The following is a 14,724-nucleotide window of genomic DNA, read 5'->3' on the forward strand; positions in this document are numbered from 1 at the left end:
AAAAGAGCAGTACAATGAATGAAAAATACTCTATACTAGGGCGGATTAAAAATGAAATTTATAGAGGTTAGGAATGCTCGAAAACATAATCTGAAAAATATAAACGTAACCATTCCAAAAGGAAAGCTCACTGTAGTGACAGGAGTCAGTGGATCAGGGAAATCAACACTTGCTTTTGATATCCTCTATGAGGAAGGACGTAATCGTTACCTTCAATCGATCGGTTTTTTTGGACAAACCCATCAAGAAGACCATTTTGACGAGATTACGGGTCTGTCACCAACGATTTCAGTTGAGCAAAGAATTATTCGGCAATCGAACCCACGTAGCGTAGTAGGAACTCGTACATATATCAGTCAATTATTGGGGCAGCTCTTCTCACTGGAAGGGCAGATGACATGCTCAAGATGTAATACTGCACTTGATTGCAATTTGTGTTGTGAGAAGTGTGGGATTCAGGAAAGCAGACTCACTCCTCCCTATTTTTCTTTTAATACAGGACTCGGAATGTGTTTAGATTGTCGAGGTCGAGGATATAGTTTCGAATTAATGAGAGATAAGGTTGTACCAAATAAGAATAAAAATGTAATAGAAATATGCAGAGGTTTAGGTTTTTTCGGGAAGTCACTACTGGCTCAACTTAGTAACTTTGCAAGCATCAATAATATAGACCTTACACAGCCATTTTGTCGTCTTTCCGATGAAGCTCAACAATTCATTTATTATGGAGTGCATGATGTATTTGAAGGTCTATTGCCTTGTATACAAAGAAGAATGAGTTCTACAGATCGAGCACGAAGCGTAGGAGAAACTCAATTTTGTTCAAGAGTAACTTGCCCAACTTGTATGGGTTTTCGAATTGGAGAAGAAGCTCGCAGAGTGACTGTAAATGCCAAACATATCGGTCATTTAGGGAACATGAGTATCTATGAGCTTAAAGTTTTTTTTAGCGATACTATACAATCAGGACAGATTTCTGCGAACGGTAAAGCGATTATAAACCTAATTGTTAGACGACTTGATCTTCTTATTGAATTGGGCTTGTCTCATCTATCGATAAATAGAAGTTTACCATCATTAAGCGGAGGGGAGATTCAGCGGCTTTTTCTCATGTATCACATCGAATCTGCCTTTGATTCGTTAACCTATATTTTTGATGAGCCAACTTCTGGTCTTCATGAAATGGAGAAGGAATTGATTATTCATAAATTAAGGGGAATACAACAAGCAGGGAACACCGTTATTGTAGTAGAACATGACCCTATGGTGATCAAGGCTGCGGATTATGTGTTGGAACTTGGACCACAGGCTGGTGAAAAAGGGGGAGAAGTTGTTTTTCAAGGCTCCATCGAAGATATGTTACAAGCAACAAAATCGATTACAGGGAAATATTTATCAAAGCAATATACTTTACCAAGAAAAAAAGAGAACCAATATCGGAGGGTTACCGATATTACGCCAAAACTTACGCTTAAAAATGTAAATGTTCATAATCTTAAAAATCTTACGGTTAGTATCCCTTTAGGTTTGTTAATAGGTGTAACGGGAGTATCTGGCAGTGGAAAGAGTTCCTTGATATCAGATACAATGGTGCCTCTTTTAAAACAGCGATTTAAAAAGTCGACAGATATTAATGATGATGAGAACGACTCTGAAATTCGCGATGAATTAATAAGCTGTGAACTAGAGGGATATGGGGAGTTAAAAGGCTGTATTGCCGTATCCCAGTCTCCAATTGGAAGACATAAAACGTCTATCCCTGCAAGCTATATTGGAATATGGGATAAAATACGTTTGGTATTTTCTTCGCAGCCTTTGGCTGAGGAGAGAGGTTACGGTCCCGGACACTTCTCATTTAATTCTTCTGATGGACAATGTGAAACATGTAAGGGTGAGGGGATTGTACAATTAATTGGCGAGGTTACCCGTGAATGTTCGGAATGCAAAGGCAGAAGATACAAAACTGAAATTCTGGAAGTGAAATATGAAGATAACAATATATTCGATATTCTAAATTCCTCAATAACGGATGCTGCAAAAATATTTAAAAATGATCGATCGATTGTGCATATGTTACATACTCTTGAGCGCGTAGGAATGGGCTATTTGAAGTTAGGGCAGCCAACTCCTTCTCTAAGTGGCGGTGAAGCCCAGAGAGTAAAACTGGCGAAAGAACTAGGTCATATTCGAAAATCAAATATGCTCTATGTTCTTGACGAACCAACGACTGGCCTGGGCTCTTCTGATATTTCTAAATTAATGTTATTAGTAGAAGATTTAACTCAAAAAGGGAACACGGTCATCGTTATAGAACATGATCCAGAATTCCTGTCATTCTGTGATTGGATTATTGAACTTGGACCCGGAGGTGGAGATAAAGGGGGATATGTAATTGCTCAAGGCTCACCCCGGGATCTAGTGAATGATAAGGAATCGATAATCTCGAAATATCTAAAATTATGAATTTGGGAGAGATCATGAAAGATTCTAAAGAAAACAAATTAATACAACGAAGCTATTGGCCTACCGATGATTGGCAGACTTCCGCCCCTGAAGAGAAAGAAATGAATGAAGGTATCCTTGCAAAAGCTAATAATTACATTCTCGAGAACTTTAGTAATGTAAACAGTTTGCTTGTAATTAGAGATGGTTTTATTGTTAATGAACGTTACTTTAATGGATTTAATGAGAAAGACTTAATGGATATGAGGTCTGTGACCAAAAGCTTCACTTCGACATTAGTTGGAATTGCAATTCATGAAAAATATCTATCTGGTGTTGATGAGAAATTAGGGGATATATTCACTGAATACATTTCTGATCGAACTTCTTTAGTAGGACAAATTTCTGTTGAGCAATTGTTGACAATGTGTTCAGGTTTTTATTGGCAAACCGATCGTTGGTTAGTTGAAAGAATGACTGACCGGTTGATTCGCAGTAATGACTGGGTTGATTTTATTTTAAAATTACCTGTTAACCCTGCCTTAAAGGGGAGCTTTCAGTATAAAAGTCCGGATTCACATTTATTGTCTGCCATAGTAGCCAAAGTAACGAATCAAGGAGTTGAACAGTTTGCTGACAAACACCTTTTTTCTCCTCTTGGTATTCGAAAGAGAACTTGGCTCGCTGATCCTAAGGGAATTCCATATGGAGCTTGTGATCTAAAGTTATTATCACGGGATATGGCGAAGCTAGGATATTTATATCTGAATAACGGAGTTTGGGATAATAAACAGATCATTTCTTCTTCTTGGGTTAAAGATTCTACCAGTGAAAAAAGTGGTGGGTCGGAGTCAATCGGAACGTACGGATATCATTGGTGGATAAGCGAGGAAAGAGGTCATAAGGTATTTTTTGCAGCAGGTGCCGGAGGGCAATACATTTGTGGTATTCCTGAACTGGATATAGTCGTTGTTATCACGGCAAAGGTTGCTGCACGAAATTGGAAGAATCCAAGATCTATCATTCGCGACTTTGTTATTCCTTCCGTCACAGGATAATCGTCTGAAACTTCAATTATACATATGGAGTTAATACAGTTTGAACACTCACTACTATTTCAGTTGGTTTAATAATTTTTTTCCAGAGAAACTGGTTGAACGATTGCAAGAGGATATCACAGATAGAAAATCGCTTGTAATGATTAGCGCTGAGCCGTCTGATCATGAAGGAGAGCAAGTGAACTTTGAGGATATTACGGAATGGACCTGGTTAACTCAGGCTAGCCTTAGTTTTGATGAATATCACTTCATTGATTATCGTATGCAGAAAGAAGAGGCTCAGCAGCTCATTCAGAACGCTTCTGTCATCTTTCTATGTGGGGGAGATCCTGTTCAGCAACACGAGTTTTTGGCGGAATATGAGCTGTCGAATGTCATTAAAAACAGCAATGCCGTTATCCTCGGTGCAAGCGCGGGTGCATTAAATATGTCTGCAAAATGGATATCTTCGAGTGACACTACACCTAAGGATGGAACAACTACGATTTATAAGGGTTTGAACTTTGATCATTTTGCCTATGAATCTCATGCTAGACGCGACTATAGCACGTTTGTTAAAGGTTACCTGTTTCCACTATCTGAACAGATGAATGTTTATGCGGCAGAGCAGGAGAATGCTATTCGTGTAAAGGATGGTAAGCTTGATATCCTAGGCCCTGTATATTTAATTTCCGAATCTAAGATTCAGAAAGTGATTGAAACATTCTGATTAAATTATGGCTTGTAAACAATTGCAGAGAAGGAACATTTTTAGACCGCCTTCAATGGCGGTTTTTTTAACTTCTACAGATTTTAGATACTCGTATTTAATACAGCGGTAGGAAGGTTATTCTGTTATCGTAGTAGTGGTGTAAATCTTCATTCAGTATAGATACGAGTAAATCCCCAGAAACTGCTAATGAAGGACGCTTAGTCCTTCTAGATGTTTTTCTGGTCGTTTTTACTTTAGAATGGATAAGTATATAGATGAGGGGTGTTACCATGAACATGAATATCTTTATTATTGAGGATGATGATCTTCTTCTTGAAGCACTTCGAGAAGGATTAAGTCAGTGGTCATATGAAGTGAGTAGTCCAACGGATTTCGCACAGGTGATGGATGCTTTTGTGGAACATCGCCCACACTTGGTCATGATTGATATACAGCTTCCCAAGTTTGACGGCTTTCATTGGTGCAGGCAAATTCGTGCTGTGTCCAAAGTGCCGATTATCTTTCTTTCCTCCAGAGATCATCCGATGGATATGGTGATGGCAATGAATTTGGGAGCGGACGATTACGTTCCGAAACCGTTTCACATGGATGTACTGATCGCCAAGGTGCAGGCTATTCTTCGCCGGACCTATACATATGAAGAGGCTTCCTCTGATGTGATTGAATGGAACCGAGCGATGCTTGATCTGAAAAGCGGTGAAATTCATAAAGATGGTGAGACGATTGACCTGACCAAAAATGAATTTTTTATCCTGTCGGCTTTAGTGAAATCCAATAACAAAATCATCTCACGTCATGAACTGATGCAGATGCTTTGGGATGATGATCAATTCATTAACGACAATACGCTGACAGCCAACATCACAAGATTACGTCAAAAGCTGTCTTACCTTCAGTTGGCTGATGGAATTGTAACGAAAAAAGGTCTGGGGTACATGGCCGTTACTCTATAGGAGGTTCCTATTGTTTATCGCTTATCTAATTTATAAAAAAAGCTGGATTGCCTTGATTGGCTTATTGCTTCTGCTTACCAATGCCTTAATCCAATTGGATGCTGGCATCCGTGTGGAGGCTCAATCTCTTATTTATTTGAATTCATTGTTCCTCATTATCTTTTTAGTTTTTTTGGTTTGGAGATATCAAAAGGAAACGGCTTATTATAAATCCTTGCTCACCCTTTCTAATCGCATCGAGGAAGACTGGTTCGAAGACATTCCTGAACCTCGCAGTTATTTTTCAGAGAAGATGGTGTATGCTCTGTTAGAAAACATTCATCAACATCATCAAAATAAACGGCGTGAGGATCAGTCCAACCAGCTTATGGAACATACGGATCTTGCCTCATGGGTTCATGAGATGAAAACACCCCTTACGGCGATGAAAATCACGATGGATGCTCATCGTTCGAATGAGCTGACTGGGCGGTTACATGCGTCTTGGCTCAGGATGCACTTATTAGTGGATCAGCAGCTCTACATTTCACGATTAGCTAACCTGGATGCCGATTTATTACCTGAGAAGCTGGAAGTGAAAGAGCTATTACGAGAGGAAATTCGTGAGTTATCGACATGGTGTATGGAAAAAAATATATCTATTGAGATGATGGGGGACACCGCGTCTACCGTGTATACGGATAAAAAATGGTGCAGATTTGTGGTCAGACAGCTCTTAACCAATGCAATCAAGTACAGCCCAACCAACGGAAAACTAGTTATCCACACAGAGCTCCATACAAATAAATCCGTGAACGTCACCATTCAGGATGAAGGACCTGGCATACAGGCACATGATCTACCACGCATATTTGATAGAGGGTTTACGGGCGAAAATGGAAGGGTACAGAACTCGGCTACCGGAATGGGGCTTTATCTGGCGAAAGAAATAAGCAAGAAGTTACATGTACGACTTGAGGTTGCCTCAGTCATGGGTAACGGAACATCGATCTCGATGATATTCACGAGTGACAATCCGTTTGAACAGCTAAGACGAGCCTTACTATAAACCGAGCAAACATTGAGCAGTCAGGTTATTTTTAAAGCCTGGCTGCTTTTTAGTTGGGGATTTACATTCCTATTTCATCGGCAAGGTGACGAAAATATCACATTCGAGTCTGTTTTATCATCTAAAGCTTACGACCCGGATGTCGAAAAGAACTACACTGTATATAGAACAACTCGATTGGAGTGTATGGGATGACACATCAAAAGATACCGAAAACCGTTTTAAATGCAGAAGGCGTACGTAAATCATATGGTTCAAAAGGAAATGTACAACAGGTTTTGCAGGGCATTGATCTTCGCGTAACGGAAGGAGAGTTTGTTGGTATTATGGGACCTTCGGGTTCAGGTAAGACCACACTGCTCAATACGTTAGCAACGATTGACCGGGTTACGGATGGCAAGATTTCCATACAAGAACATGAAATTTCGAAATTGAAGGATAATCAGCTTTCTGATATCCGTCGTCAGCATCTAGGTTTTATCTTTCAGGATTACAATCTGCTCGATACGTTAACGGTAAAAGAAAATATATTGCTACCTGTGTCTTTAACAAAAATGAGTAAATCCCAAGCTGAATATGAGTTTAGAGAGATTGCAGCCATCCTGGGCATTGAGGAATTAGCGGATAAGTATCCCACTGAAATTTCAGGCGGTCAAAAGCAACGTACTTCTGCGGCACGGGCATTAATTCATTCGCCGTCGCTTGTTTTTGCAGATGAGCCTACGGGTGCTCTGGATTCGAAAGCGGCTTCTAATTTACTTGAAAATTTACATGAGATTAACCAGTCACGTCACGTTACCATTCTCATGGTTACTCATGACCCGCTGGCTTCCAGCTATTGTAACCGGGTAGTTTTTCTAAAGGATGGGAAGGTTTTTGCTGAATTGTACCGGGGAGAAAAAACGCGAGAATCCTTCTTCAAAGACATTCTGGATATGCAGGCTGTGCTTGGAGGAGGCGGTCCGCAATGAATATACGAAAACTAGTAATGCGAAGCATGCGGAAAAATATCAAAATGTATTATCTTTATTTTTTCGCGATGATTTTCAGTATTGGCTTGTATTTTATCTTTTCTACGCTGCAAAGTGATCAGACCGTAATCGAGACGGTTCGAACCAGCGTGAACTTCTCAACAGCTTTTCAAATCGCAGGCATTTTGCTCATTCTTATTACGATTATGTTTACGATGTATGCGACGAATATTTTTATCAGAAGGCGTAGTCAAGAGATTGGATTGTATCAACTGATTGGTTTGTCCAAGGCTTGGGTGGCTCGGGTGCTGATCTTGGAACATACGATTCTGGGCCTGGGTGCTTTATTCATCGGAACGCTGGTTGGAACATTGCTCTCGCGGCTGTTTCTCTTACTGTTAATGAGCATCTTAGGGCTTGATGCCAAGTTTGGCTTAACCTTTTCCAGCCAGGCATTACTGCAAACGATTGCTGTATTTACTTGTTTGCTTGTGATCACTTCCTTACAAATCATATGGACGGTGCATCGGAGTACATTGCTGCAATTGTTTCAGGCGAATCATCAACAAGATACTTTTGTTAAACGTCCTAGCATCGTGTCAGGTATTTTAGGCGCGGCAGGAGTAGGTCTCATCTCGTTTGGTTATTATGTATCTACCTTTATTGGATACGATGCAGATGCTCTGATTCTGCTCATGTTAATCGTTCTTGTCAGTACTATACTCGGAACCTATTTGGTCTTCCGTACGTCTGTAGGCTGGATATTATATGTGTATCGAAAAAGGCAAAATGGAAATCTCGGCTTGGTTAACAGCCTTTCGGTAGCTCCTTTAATGCACAGAATGAAAGGTCACGCCAATTCGTTAACCTTAATTACGATATTATCTGCGATGACCATTACGATGATTTCACTGTCCTATTCCTTATATAATTCCATTGAAAAGGACGTAAGATTGGCGATGCCATTTGACTTTGCAGTGGATGTGCCAGAGGAAGCCGCAGTAATATCCAGTAAGTTAGAAACGGCACAAATTGCATTCGATCAATACCAGGTCGACGCCATTCAATTTAATGGTTCATGGGTGGATCAGCAACAAAAGTCCAAACCAAGTCACAGCAACAGACCCTTTTTACTTTTCTCCGCAGAGCGGATGGCGAAGGTAGGAGTACAGCTGGAACTTCCTCCAAAAAATGAAGCCATCTATCATAATTCGAGAGCAGTAATCGAAGGTATGGAAGTTCCCCCTCTGAAAGAAGTCCAGTATGCATCCAACGATGAAGTCAATCTGTTAACTGTCTCCAAGCACAAGCTTCAGAATGTCATGAATTACGTTTTCCGTGGCGATCAATTACTCGTTTCGGAAGAAACGTACAAGCGAATGAAGGACAGAATTTCGGAGAATGAATACAAAAAAGGGGTGACGTTTGAGGTTTTTAACATATTGGATCGTGACCGAACGGATACCGCTTCGAATATTTTTCGATCAAGTGTGGACAGTGATCTGTTTCTCCGGGACTTTTATTCCACCTATGAGGGATCGCGTCAGAACTTCGGGTTGCTCATTTTCATTGCCGGTTTTCTCGGCTTGGTCTTTATCCTTTCTACAGGAAGTATTTTGTACTTTAAACAGATGACTGAGGCCGAACAAGAGAAATCTCATTATCGGACACTGCGACAGCTCGGATTTCAAGTTGGCGATATAATGAGAGGCATTATCCGTAAACAGCTGTTTGTATTTTTAATTCCGCTGGGAATGGGGCTAACCCATGCTGCTTTTGCCTTGAAGATAAGTACAATTCTCATCGCTGCGAGCATGTTGACACCAATCCTCATTAGTATGGCGGCTTATATTATCATTTATTTAGCATTTATGGTCGTTACCATCCGGTACTACAGAAGTATCGTCACTAATGCACTATAGAAAGGAATGAAATAAATGAACAAAAGGATTCTCATTTCTTGTGTTGTTGGTATCGTTATACTCGCTGGTCTTTATATCTTCATGCGTGAGCCACTGGATCGTTTTAACCCATTGATCAAAGAGGAATATGTATACGTTCAGGTTCAAGCTGAACCGGAAGATGATGACGGCAGATATAAGTATAGAGATCAGGGCATCACAGAAAATGGAGAGACGAAAAAAGTAGTATTCAGCACCAGCACCAGACTCGATCAAGGAACACTAGTGAGAGTACTTGCCAAGGGAACCTTCACAGCAGACTACAAATTGATTAAAGAAGATGAAATGCCATCGAAATAAACGGTAGATAAAAGAAGATTATGATGCGCTGAGCATAAAACACTAATATTTCAAAACGTTATCACATCTTGTGGTAGTGCCCATATTACGGCTGAACTGTCTCATAACTTTAGCCTGATATCGGCTCAATTCTTCCGTGCAGATTGTCGGTATAGGCCAGGCTTCCATCAGTCGTGATGACGGCGGCCCCGATATGTTTCATTTGATTCACTTTATGAATAATAGAGACTGCATCTAACCCGAAAAATTCTGTTGTATAGATATCACAGTCCAGCGATCTATCTGCAATAATCGTTAACGAGGCGATATCACTTTCAATGGGATATCCGGTTTTACTGCTGAATATATGGTGGTACTGCTGGCCTTTCTTTTCTAAAACACGCTCGTATATGCCTGATGTAACGACGGATTGTTCTCTGATGCTAACGAGTGCTGCTGCATGGCCTCGCGGTAAAAAGGGATTCTGTATGCCAACGTTCCAGTGACTTGAACCCGAGGGGGAATCTCCATGAACTAGCACATTTCCACCCATATCGACCATAGCTGAGATTACACCGTTTCTCTTGAAAAATGCCATCACCTGATCGGCAAAATAACCTTTAGCGATGGCTCCAAGGTCAATTTCCATGCCTTTTGTTAATAAATACACGGTGTGCTGCTTATCGTCCAGCTGTATATGTTCGGGGTTTAAGAACGCCAGAACCTCCTTAATCTCTGCATCCTCTGGCACCTGTGCCTCGCGGAATCCGATTCTCCACAATTTAATTAACGGGCCTATCGCAATGTTTAAAAAAGAATCCTCATTCAGGCTGTGTTCTTTGCCTATCTTGATAAGTTCATACAGTTCCCTGTCTACTTGGAGTGGGTGGGACGCGGCTTCCCGTTTCAACATCGCGAGCTGTGAGTGATCACTGTTGGCGCTAAACACTTTCTCGTAACGGAAAAGCATATTCTCTGCTTCCTGAGCCAGCTCTTCTACATTCTCCCCCTCGATATATAGAGAAATTTGAGTTCCCATGAGAGGGATCTTTTTCGTAAAAGTATTCATGCGGACCTCCTCCTACACTGCGCATTGTTGTCCGTGATTGAGAAAGGTGTGGATAAGATCATGATCTACACTAGTGAGCTTTCTTTCTCCATGATGTGCTATAAAGTAGTCCAGACTCATTGTATCAATCGGGATCGGGTAGATGTTGTATTCCGAAGGCATCTCATCGATCCGGACACTTTCAGGAACTATGGTCAGGCCTACATTATGTTTGGCAAGTTTCAATACCGTGTGAATTTCGTTGCTTTCCATCACGATGTTCGGTTGTATCTTGTGCACACTTAGTAATTGATCAATCTGTTTACGGACGGCAGAGCCTTTGGACGTTAAAACGAGTGGTTGTCCCAAAAGGGTGCTTATATCAATCTTGCCTTCCGGTATGATGGCAACGTTCTTCTGGTATAGTTCACAGCCGCGCGGAATAACAGCCCGGTAGCTGTGCTTGCCCCAACGAAATGAGTTCAGATTGGGAGAGATACTGCTTGAATTTTGCCCAATCCAAAAGTCGAGTTCATGATTCTGGATGCGCTTCTCATTTTTCTCAGGCACATCCTCGACAAGATTGATTTTATAACCCGGATAAAGTTTCAAAAAAGTGGGTAAAAAAAGGGGCGTCAAATAAGAACCCAGACTGGATAGAATTCCGATCCGTAACACTTTATTGCCGATATCGGATGCATATGAGATTTCCCTCATAAGCTTGGCGTAGCTATGTTCAAGTGACGTTAGATACTGATAATATATTTTTCCCTGTTCGGTTAATCGATAGGGAAGCTTACTGCGCGTGATCAGTTCACAGTTCAACTGACTTTCGACTTTTTTGATCACCTTAGTCAGGTAGGGCTGAGAAATATACAGTGATTGGGCGGCTTTGCTAAAGTTACTGTATTTCAAAAGGCTGTCGATGTAACACAAAATATCCTGTGATTCTAATTTAGACATGTCCCTCACCCTTTGTGAAAAAAATAACAAACTTTGAATTTGAGCTGATTATAACAAATTGGTTATCAAACTGCAATGAATAACTATTAGATCAAACTTCCATTCCTATGTTAGAGTTATGCCGAAAGATCGAGTGTGACATTGACGAACATTATTTTCGAATGACAGAAAGGGGATTACGATGAATTATTTAGCTATCGTGGGCACCAATTCGGATGAATCAACGAACCGTACGCTGCTTCAATTTATGCAAAAGCACTTCTCAAGTGAGGCCAAGATTGAGGTTGTTGAAATTAAAGATTTGCCTGCTTTTGTTGAAAAAGATGACATAGAGGATGCTGAGGTGAACATCCCAGAGAAGGTACAGGACTTACTGGAGAAGATTTCTAATGCAAAGGGCGTTATTATTGCGACTCCGGAGTATGACCATGCGATTCCCGCTGTATTGAAAAGTGCCTTGGAATGGATCAGTTACACCACTCAGACCTTGAAGGACAAACCTGTTCTGATCGTAGGTGCATCACACGGCTCACTGGGTTCTTCCAGAGCGCAGGCGCATCTCAGACAGATTTTGGATTCACCTGAGCTTGGTGCGAGAATGATGCCTAGCAGCGAGTTTCTTTTGGGAAAATCGCAGAGTGCATTTGATCATAGTGGCAGCTTAATCAGCGCAGAGAAAGTAGCGGAGCTTGAAGAGATTTTCAGGGAGTTTGTTTTGTTTACGGAGATCACTACAGAGCTACTGTCCAAACGGACGTTGAAGAGAAAAACGAAAAAATTTTCCTGGCAAGAATAGGGGGCAAATACAATGAAAATCATAGCGATCGTTGGCACCAATGCAAAGAAATCATATAATCGCAAGCTGCTTCAGTTCATGCAAAAACAATTTGAGTCCAGAGCAGCCATTGAAATTCTCGATATTACCGATGTTCCGATGTTTAATCAATCCGATAACCAGACGAACAGTGCCATTATACAAACGTTTAATGAAAAAATTATCGCAAGTGATGGTGTCATCATTGCAACTCCAGAATATAATCATTCCATCCCTTCATCCCTTAAGAGCCTGCTCGAATGGCTGAGCTTTGAAATCCATCCGCTGGCTGGCAAGCCGGTCATGATTATTGGTGCGTCACAGGGAACACAAGGCTCCTCGCGTGCACAACTGCATCTTCGTCAAATTCTGGATGCACCGGGTGTTGAAGCTAATGTGATGCCAGGGTATGAGTTTTTGCTGGGAAGTGCGCATAAAGCGTTTGACGAAGCAGGCAACCTGAATCATGAAGGAACGATTGATTTCTTGGAAGTATGTTTCCTGCGTTTCCTTCGTTTTGCCAAAATTTCTAATCAGTTGAATGAGGAAGAAGAGTTTACTTATAAACCGGGTGTGTATGAGGTCAATGCCATTGGTCACAGTGGGAATTTGCCGATGAAAGTGTCTTTTAGTGCAAATCGAATCGAGAGTATCGATATTGATGCGAAGGGGGAAACTGAGGGCATCGCTGATGTTGTTTTTGTAAGAATTCCGAATAAAATTATTGAAGGACAGACGCTCAATGTGGATGCGCTCTCCGGTGCTTCTGAGACCAGTAATGCGGTCATTAACGGGGTAGCCAAAGCGGTTAAGCTTGCCGGAGTTAATCCGGATATTCTGAAAAGACGTGCAAAACCTGCCAGCAGCCAGATGAAGGATGATGAAGAATATACTTGTGATGTGGTCGTTGTAGGTGGCGGTGGCGCCGGTCTAAGTGCTGCTGCAACAGCCTTGCAACATGGGGCAAGCGCGATTGTTCTGGAGAAATATCCAGCTGTAGGGGGCAATACGATCCGTTCAGGGGGGCCTGTCAATGCCGCAGATCCGGTGTGGCAGCAACAGTTTAACGAGAACCCAGGTGAAAGACAGACCATTGAGAATTTGTTAAGTACGGATGAGAGCCTGATCCATCCCGAATATATAGATGATTTCCATGCTCTTAAAGAAGAGTTTACAGCGTATCAGGATAAGTTCGGAACAGAAAAAGCTTATCTATTCGACTCCCCGCTGCTGCATAGAATGCAAACGTATTTTGGGGGCAAACGTACGGATCTGAATGGCAACATGATCTATGGGCAGTACGATCTGGTCAAAGTACTTACTGACCGTGCCTTGGAGAGTGTAAACTGGCTTGAGGAGATCGGTGTCGAATATGATAAGAGCATCGTATTTGCTCCAGTGGGTGCCCTGTGGCGACGTGGTCATAAACCTGTCAAAAGTTATGGCTCTGCCTTTATCATCGCACTTAGCAGGTATGTAGAAGAGAATGGCGGACAAATCATTACAGATAGTCCGGTTAAACAGCTAATCATCGAAGATGGAAAAATAGCAGGTGTTATTGCAACTGGAGTAAATGGCCAGAAAATCACCGTGCATGCGAAAGCGGTTGTGCTTGCTAGCGGCGGTTTTGGTGCAAATACACAGATGCTCAAGGAATATAACACGTACTGGAGCCACATCGATGACGATATCAAAACGACGAATTCCTACGCGATGACAGGGGATGGAATATCGCTTGGCAAGAGTGCAGGGGCGGCACTAACCGGAATGGGCTTTACCCAAATGATGCCTGTAGCCGATCCAGAGACTGGCGAACTATTCAGTGGACTGCAAGTACCACCTGAGAACTTTGTCATTGTTAACAAAAAAGGTGAGCGTTTTGTTAATGAATTTTCCGGACGGGATGTCTTGACTAAAGCGGCCATTGAACAGGGAAGTTTATTTTATCTAATCGCTGACGACGAGATTAAGAAAACCGCAGCGAACACCAGCCAGGAGAAGATAGATCGGCAGGTGGAAGCAGGCACTCTTTTCAAAGCGGATACGATTGAAGAGCTGGCAGTGAAAGTGGGTATGGACCCTCAGGTACTCAGAACGACAATTGATAAGTATAACTCTTATGTGGATGCGGGCTTTGATCCGGAATTCCATAAGGATACGTTTAGCTTAAAAGTGGAGAAAGCTCCATTTTACGCTACGCCTAGAAAACCTGCGGTTCACCATACAATGGGTGGCATCAAGATTGATACCCAAACCCGTGTATTGAATGAGAACGGCCAGCCAATTGCCCATCTATATGCTGCTGGAGAAGTGGCAGGGGGGATTCACGCGGGTAACCGTTTGGGCGGTAATGCCCTGACAGATATCTTTACGTTTGGACGAATTGCAGGTAAAACTGCTGTTGAAGAAATGAATCATGTGGCAAAAGTTTAGATAGAGCACTAGAGATACAATTCCATAAATAAACCACTTCAT

12 protein-coding genes are annotated in these 14,724 nt (G+C 41.7%); 10 read left to right on the forward strand and 2 right to left on the reverse strand.

All coding sequences use genetic code 11. The features are described 5' to 3' along the window. Positions 1–51: 51 nt before the first annotated feature. The 8 genes from AC1VYS_RS09830 to AC1VYS_RS09865 all read left to right on the forward strand — a co-directional run bounded on the left by AC1VYS_RS09830 (position 52) and on the right by AC1VYS_RS09865 (position 9,445). A complete protein-coding gene (locus AC1VYS_RS09830; protein ID WP_482914081.1) occupies positions 52–2,463 on the forward strand; it encodes an excinuclease ABC subunit UvrA in 2,412 nt (803 codons plus the stop codon). A gap of 14 nt (positions 2,464–2,477) precedes the next feature. Next, a complete protein-coding gene (locus AC1VYS_RS09835) occupies positions 2,478–3,500 on the forward strand; it encodes a serine hydrolase domain-containing protein (protein ID WP_482914082.1) in 1,023 nt (340 codons plus the stop codon). A 40-nt stretch (positions 3,501–3,540) separates the two neighbouring features. Next, entirely contained in the window at positions 3,541–4,209 is a 669-nt protein-coding gene (locus AC1VYS_RS09840; RefSeq protein WP_482914083.1) for a Type 1 glutamine amidotransferase-like domain-containing protein, read from the forward strand. Positions 4,210–4,481: 272 nt separating this feature from the next. Further along, positions 4,482–5,165 (forward strand): response regulator transcription factor, encoded by a 684-nt coding sequence (locus tag AC1VYS_RS09845; protein ID WP_482914084.1) that lies wholly within the window; start codon positions 4,482–4,484, stop codon positions 5,163–5,165. Positions 5,166–5,175: 10 nt separating this feature from the next. Then, positions 5,176–6,213, forward strand: coding sequence for a sensor histidine kinase (locus AC1VYS_RS09850; RefSeq protein ID WP_482914085.1), 1,038 nt, complete (start codon positions 5,176–5,178; stop codon positions 6,211–6,213). Between the two features lie 191 nt (positions 6,214–6,404). Further along, positions 6,405–7,184 carry an ABC transporter ATP-binding protein gene (locus tag AC1VYS_RS09855; protein ID WP_482914086.1) on the forward strand — a complete coding sequence of 260 codons (780 nt, stop codon included), beginning with the start codon at positions 6,405–6,407 and terminating at the stop codon, positions 7,182–7,184. After that, positions 7,181–9,106: an ABC transporter permease gene (locus AC1VYS_RS09860; protein ID WP_482914087.1), complete on the forward strand. Its 1,926-nt coding sequence runs from the start codon at positions 7,181–7,183 to the stop codon at positions 9,104–9,106. Before AC1VYS_RS09855 ends, AC1VYS_RS09860 begins: the two co-directional genes overlap by 4 nt. A 15-nt stretch (positions 9,107–9,121) precedes the next feature. Beyond that, positions 9,122–9,445 (forward strand): YxeA family protein, encoded by a 324-nt coding sequence (locus AC1VYS_RS09865; RefSeq protein WP_482914088.1) that lies wholly within the window; start codon positions 9,122–9,124, stop codon positions 9,443–9,445. Positions 9,446–9,554: 109 nt separating this feature from the next. Here AC1VYS_RS09865 and AC1VYS_RS09870 read toward each other — a convergent pair whose 3' ends face one another. Together AC1VYS_RS09870 and AC1VYS_RS09875 are read right to left on the reverse strand one after the other, a co-directional pair. Then, complete coding sequence (locus AC1VYS_RS09870) at positions 9,555–10,493, reverse strand: FAD:protein FMN transferase (protein ID WP_482914089.1); 939 nt, start codon at positions 10,491–10,493, stop codon at positions 9,555–9,557. 12 nt (positions 10,494–10,505) lie between these two features. Further along, positions 10,506–11,435: a LysR family transcriptional regulator gene (locus AC1VYS_RS09875; RefSeq protein ID WP_482914090.1), complete on the reverse strand. Its 930-nt coding sequence runs from the start codon at positions 11,433–11,435 to the stop codon at positions 10,506–10,508. Positions 11,436–11,616: 181 nt separating this feature from the next. Here AC1VYS_RS09875 and AC1VYS_RS09880 point away from each other — a divergent pair, with 181 nt between their 5' ends. Both AC1VYS_RS09880 and AC1VYS_RS09885 read left to right on the forward strand, forming a co-directional pair. Continuing rightward, the gene (locus AC1VYS_RS09880; protein WP_482914091.1) at positions 11,617–12,231 is read left to right on the forward strand and encodes an NADPH-dependent FMN reductase; all 615 of its coding nucleotides are present in this window, start codon (positions 11,617–11,619) and stop codon (positions 12,229–12,231) included. Between the two features lie 12 nt (positions 12,232–12,243). Beyond that, positions 12,244–14,682, forward strand: a complete 2,439-nt coding sequence (locus AC1VYS_RS09885) for a flavocytochrome c (RefSeq protein ID WP_482914092.1) — start codon at positions 12,244–12,246, stop codon at positions 14,680–14,682. Positions 14,683–14,724 lie beyond the last annotated feature (42 nt).

The organism is Paenibacillus sp. G34 (genome assembly GCF_056856875.1).

Bases quoted from the DNA above. Each gene is read 5' to 3' on its own strand.
- AC1VYS_RS09885 (WP_482914092.1), top strand. From the start codon at position 12,244: ATGAAAATCATAGCGATCGTTGGCACCAATGCAAAGAAATCATATAAT.
- AC1VYS_RS09875 (WP_482914090.1), bottom strand. From the start codon at position 11,435: ATGTCTAAATTAGAATCACAGGATATTTTGTGTTACATCGACAGCCTT.
- AC1VYS_RS09860 (WP_482914087.1), top strand. From the start codon at position 7,181: ATGAATATACGAAAACTAGTAATGCGAAGCATGCGGAAAAATATCAAA.
- AC1VYS_RS09855 (WP_482914086.1), top strand. From the start codon at position 6,405: ATGACACATCAAAAGATACCGAAAACCGTTTTAAATGCAGAAGGCGTA.
- AC1VYS_RS09870 (WP_482914089.1), bottom strand. From the start codon at position 10,493: ATGAATACTTTTACGAAAAAGATCCCTCTCATGGGAACTCAAATTTCT.
- AC1VYS_RS09830 (WP_482914081.1), top strand. From the start codon at position 52: ATGAAATTTATAGAGGTTAGGAATGCTCGAAAACATAATCTGAAAAAT.
- AC1VYS_RS09835 (WP_482914082.1), top strand. From the start codon at position 2,478: ATGAAAGATTCTAAAGAAAACAAATTAATACAACGAAGCTATTGGCCT.
- AC1VYS_RS09845 (WP_482914084.1), top strand. From the start codon at position 4,482: ATGAACATGAATATCTTTATTATTGAGGATGATGATCTTCTTCTTGAA.
- AC1VYS_RS09865 (WP_482914088.1), top strand. From the start codon at position 9,122: ATGAACAAAAGGATTCTCATTTCTTGTGTTGTTGGTATCGTTATACTC.
- AC1VYS_RS09880 (WP_482914091.1), top strand. From the start codon at position 11,617: ATGAATTATTTAGCTATCGTGGGCACCAATTCGGATGAATCAACGAAC.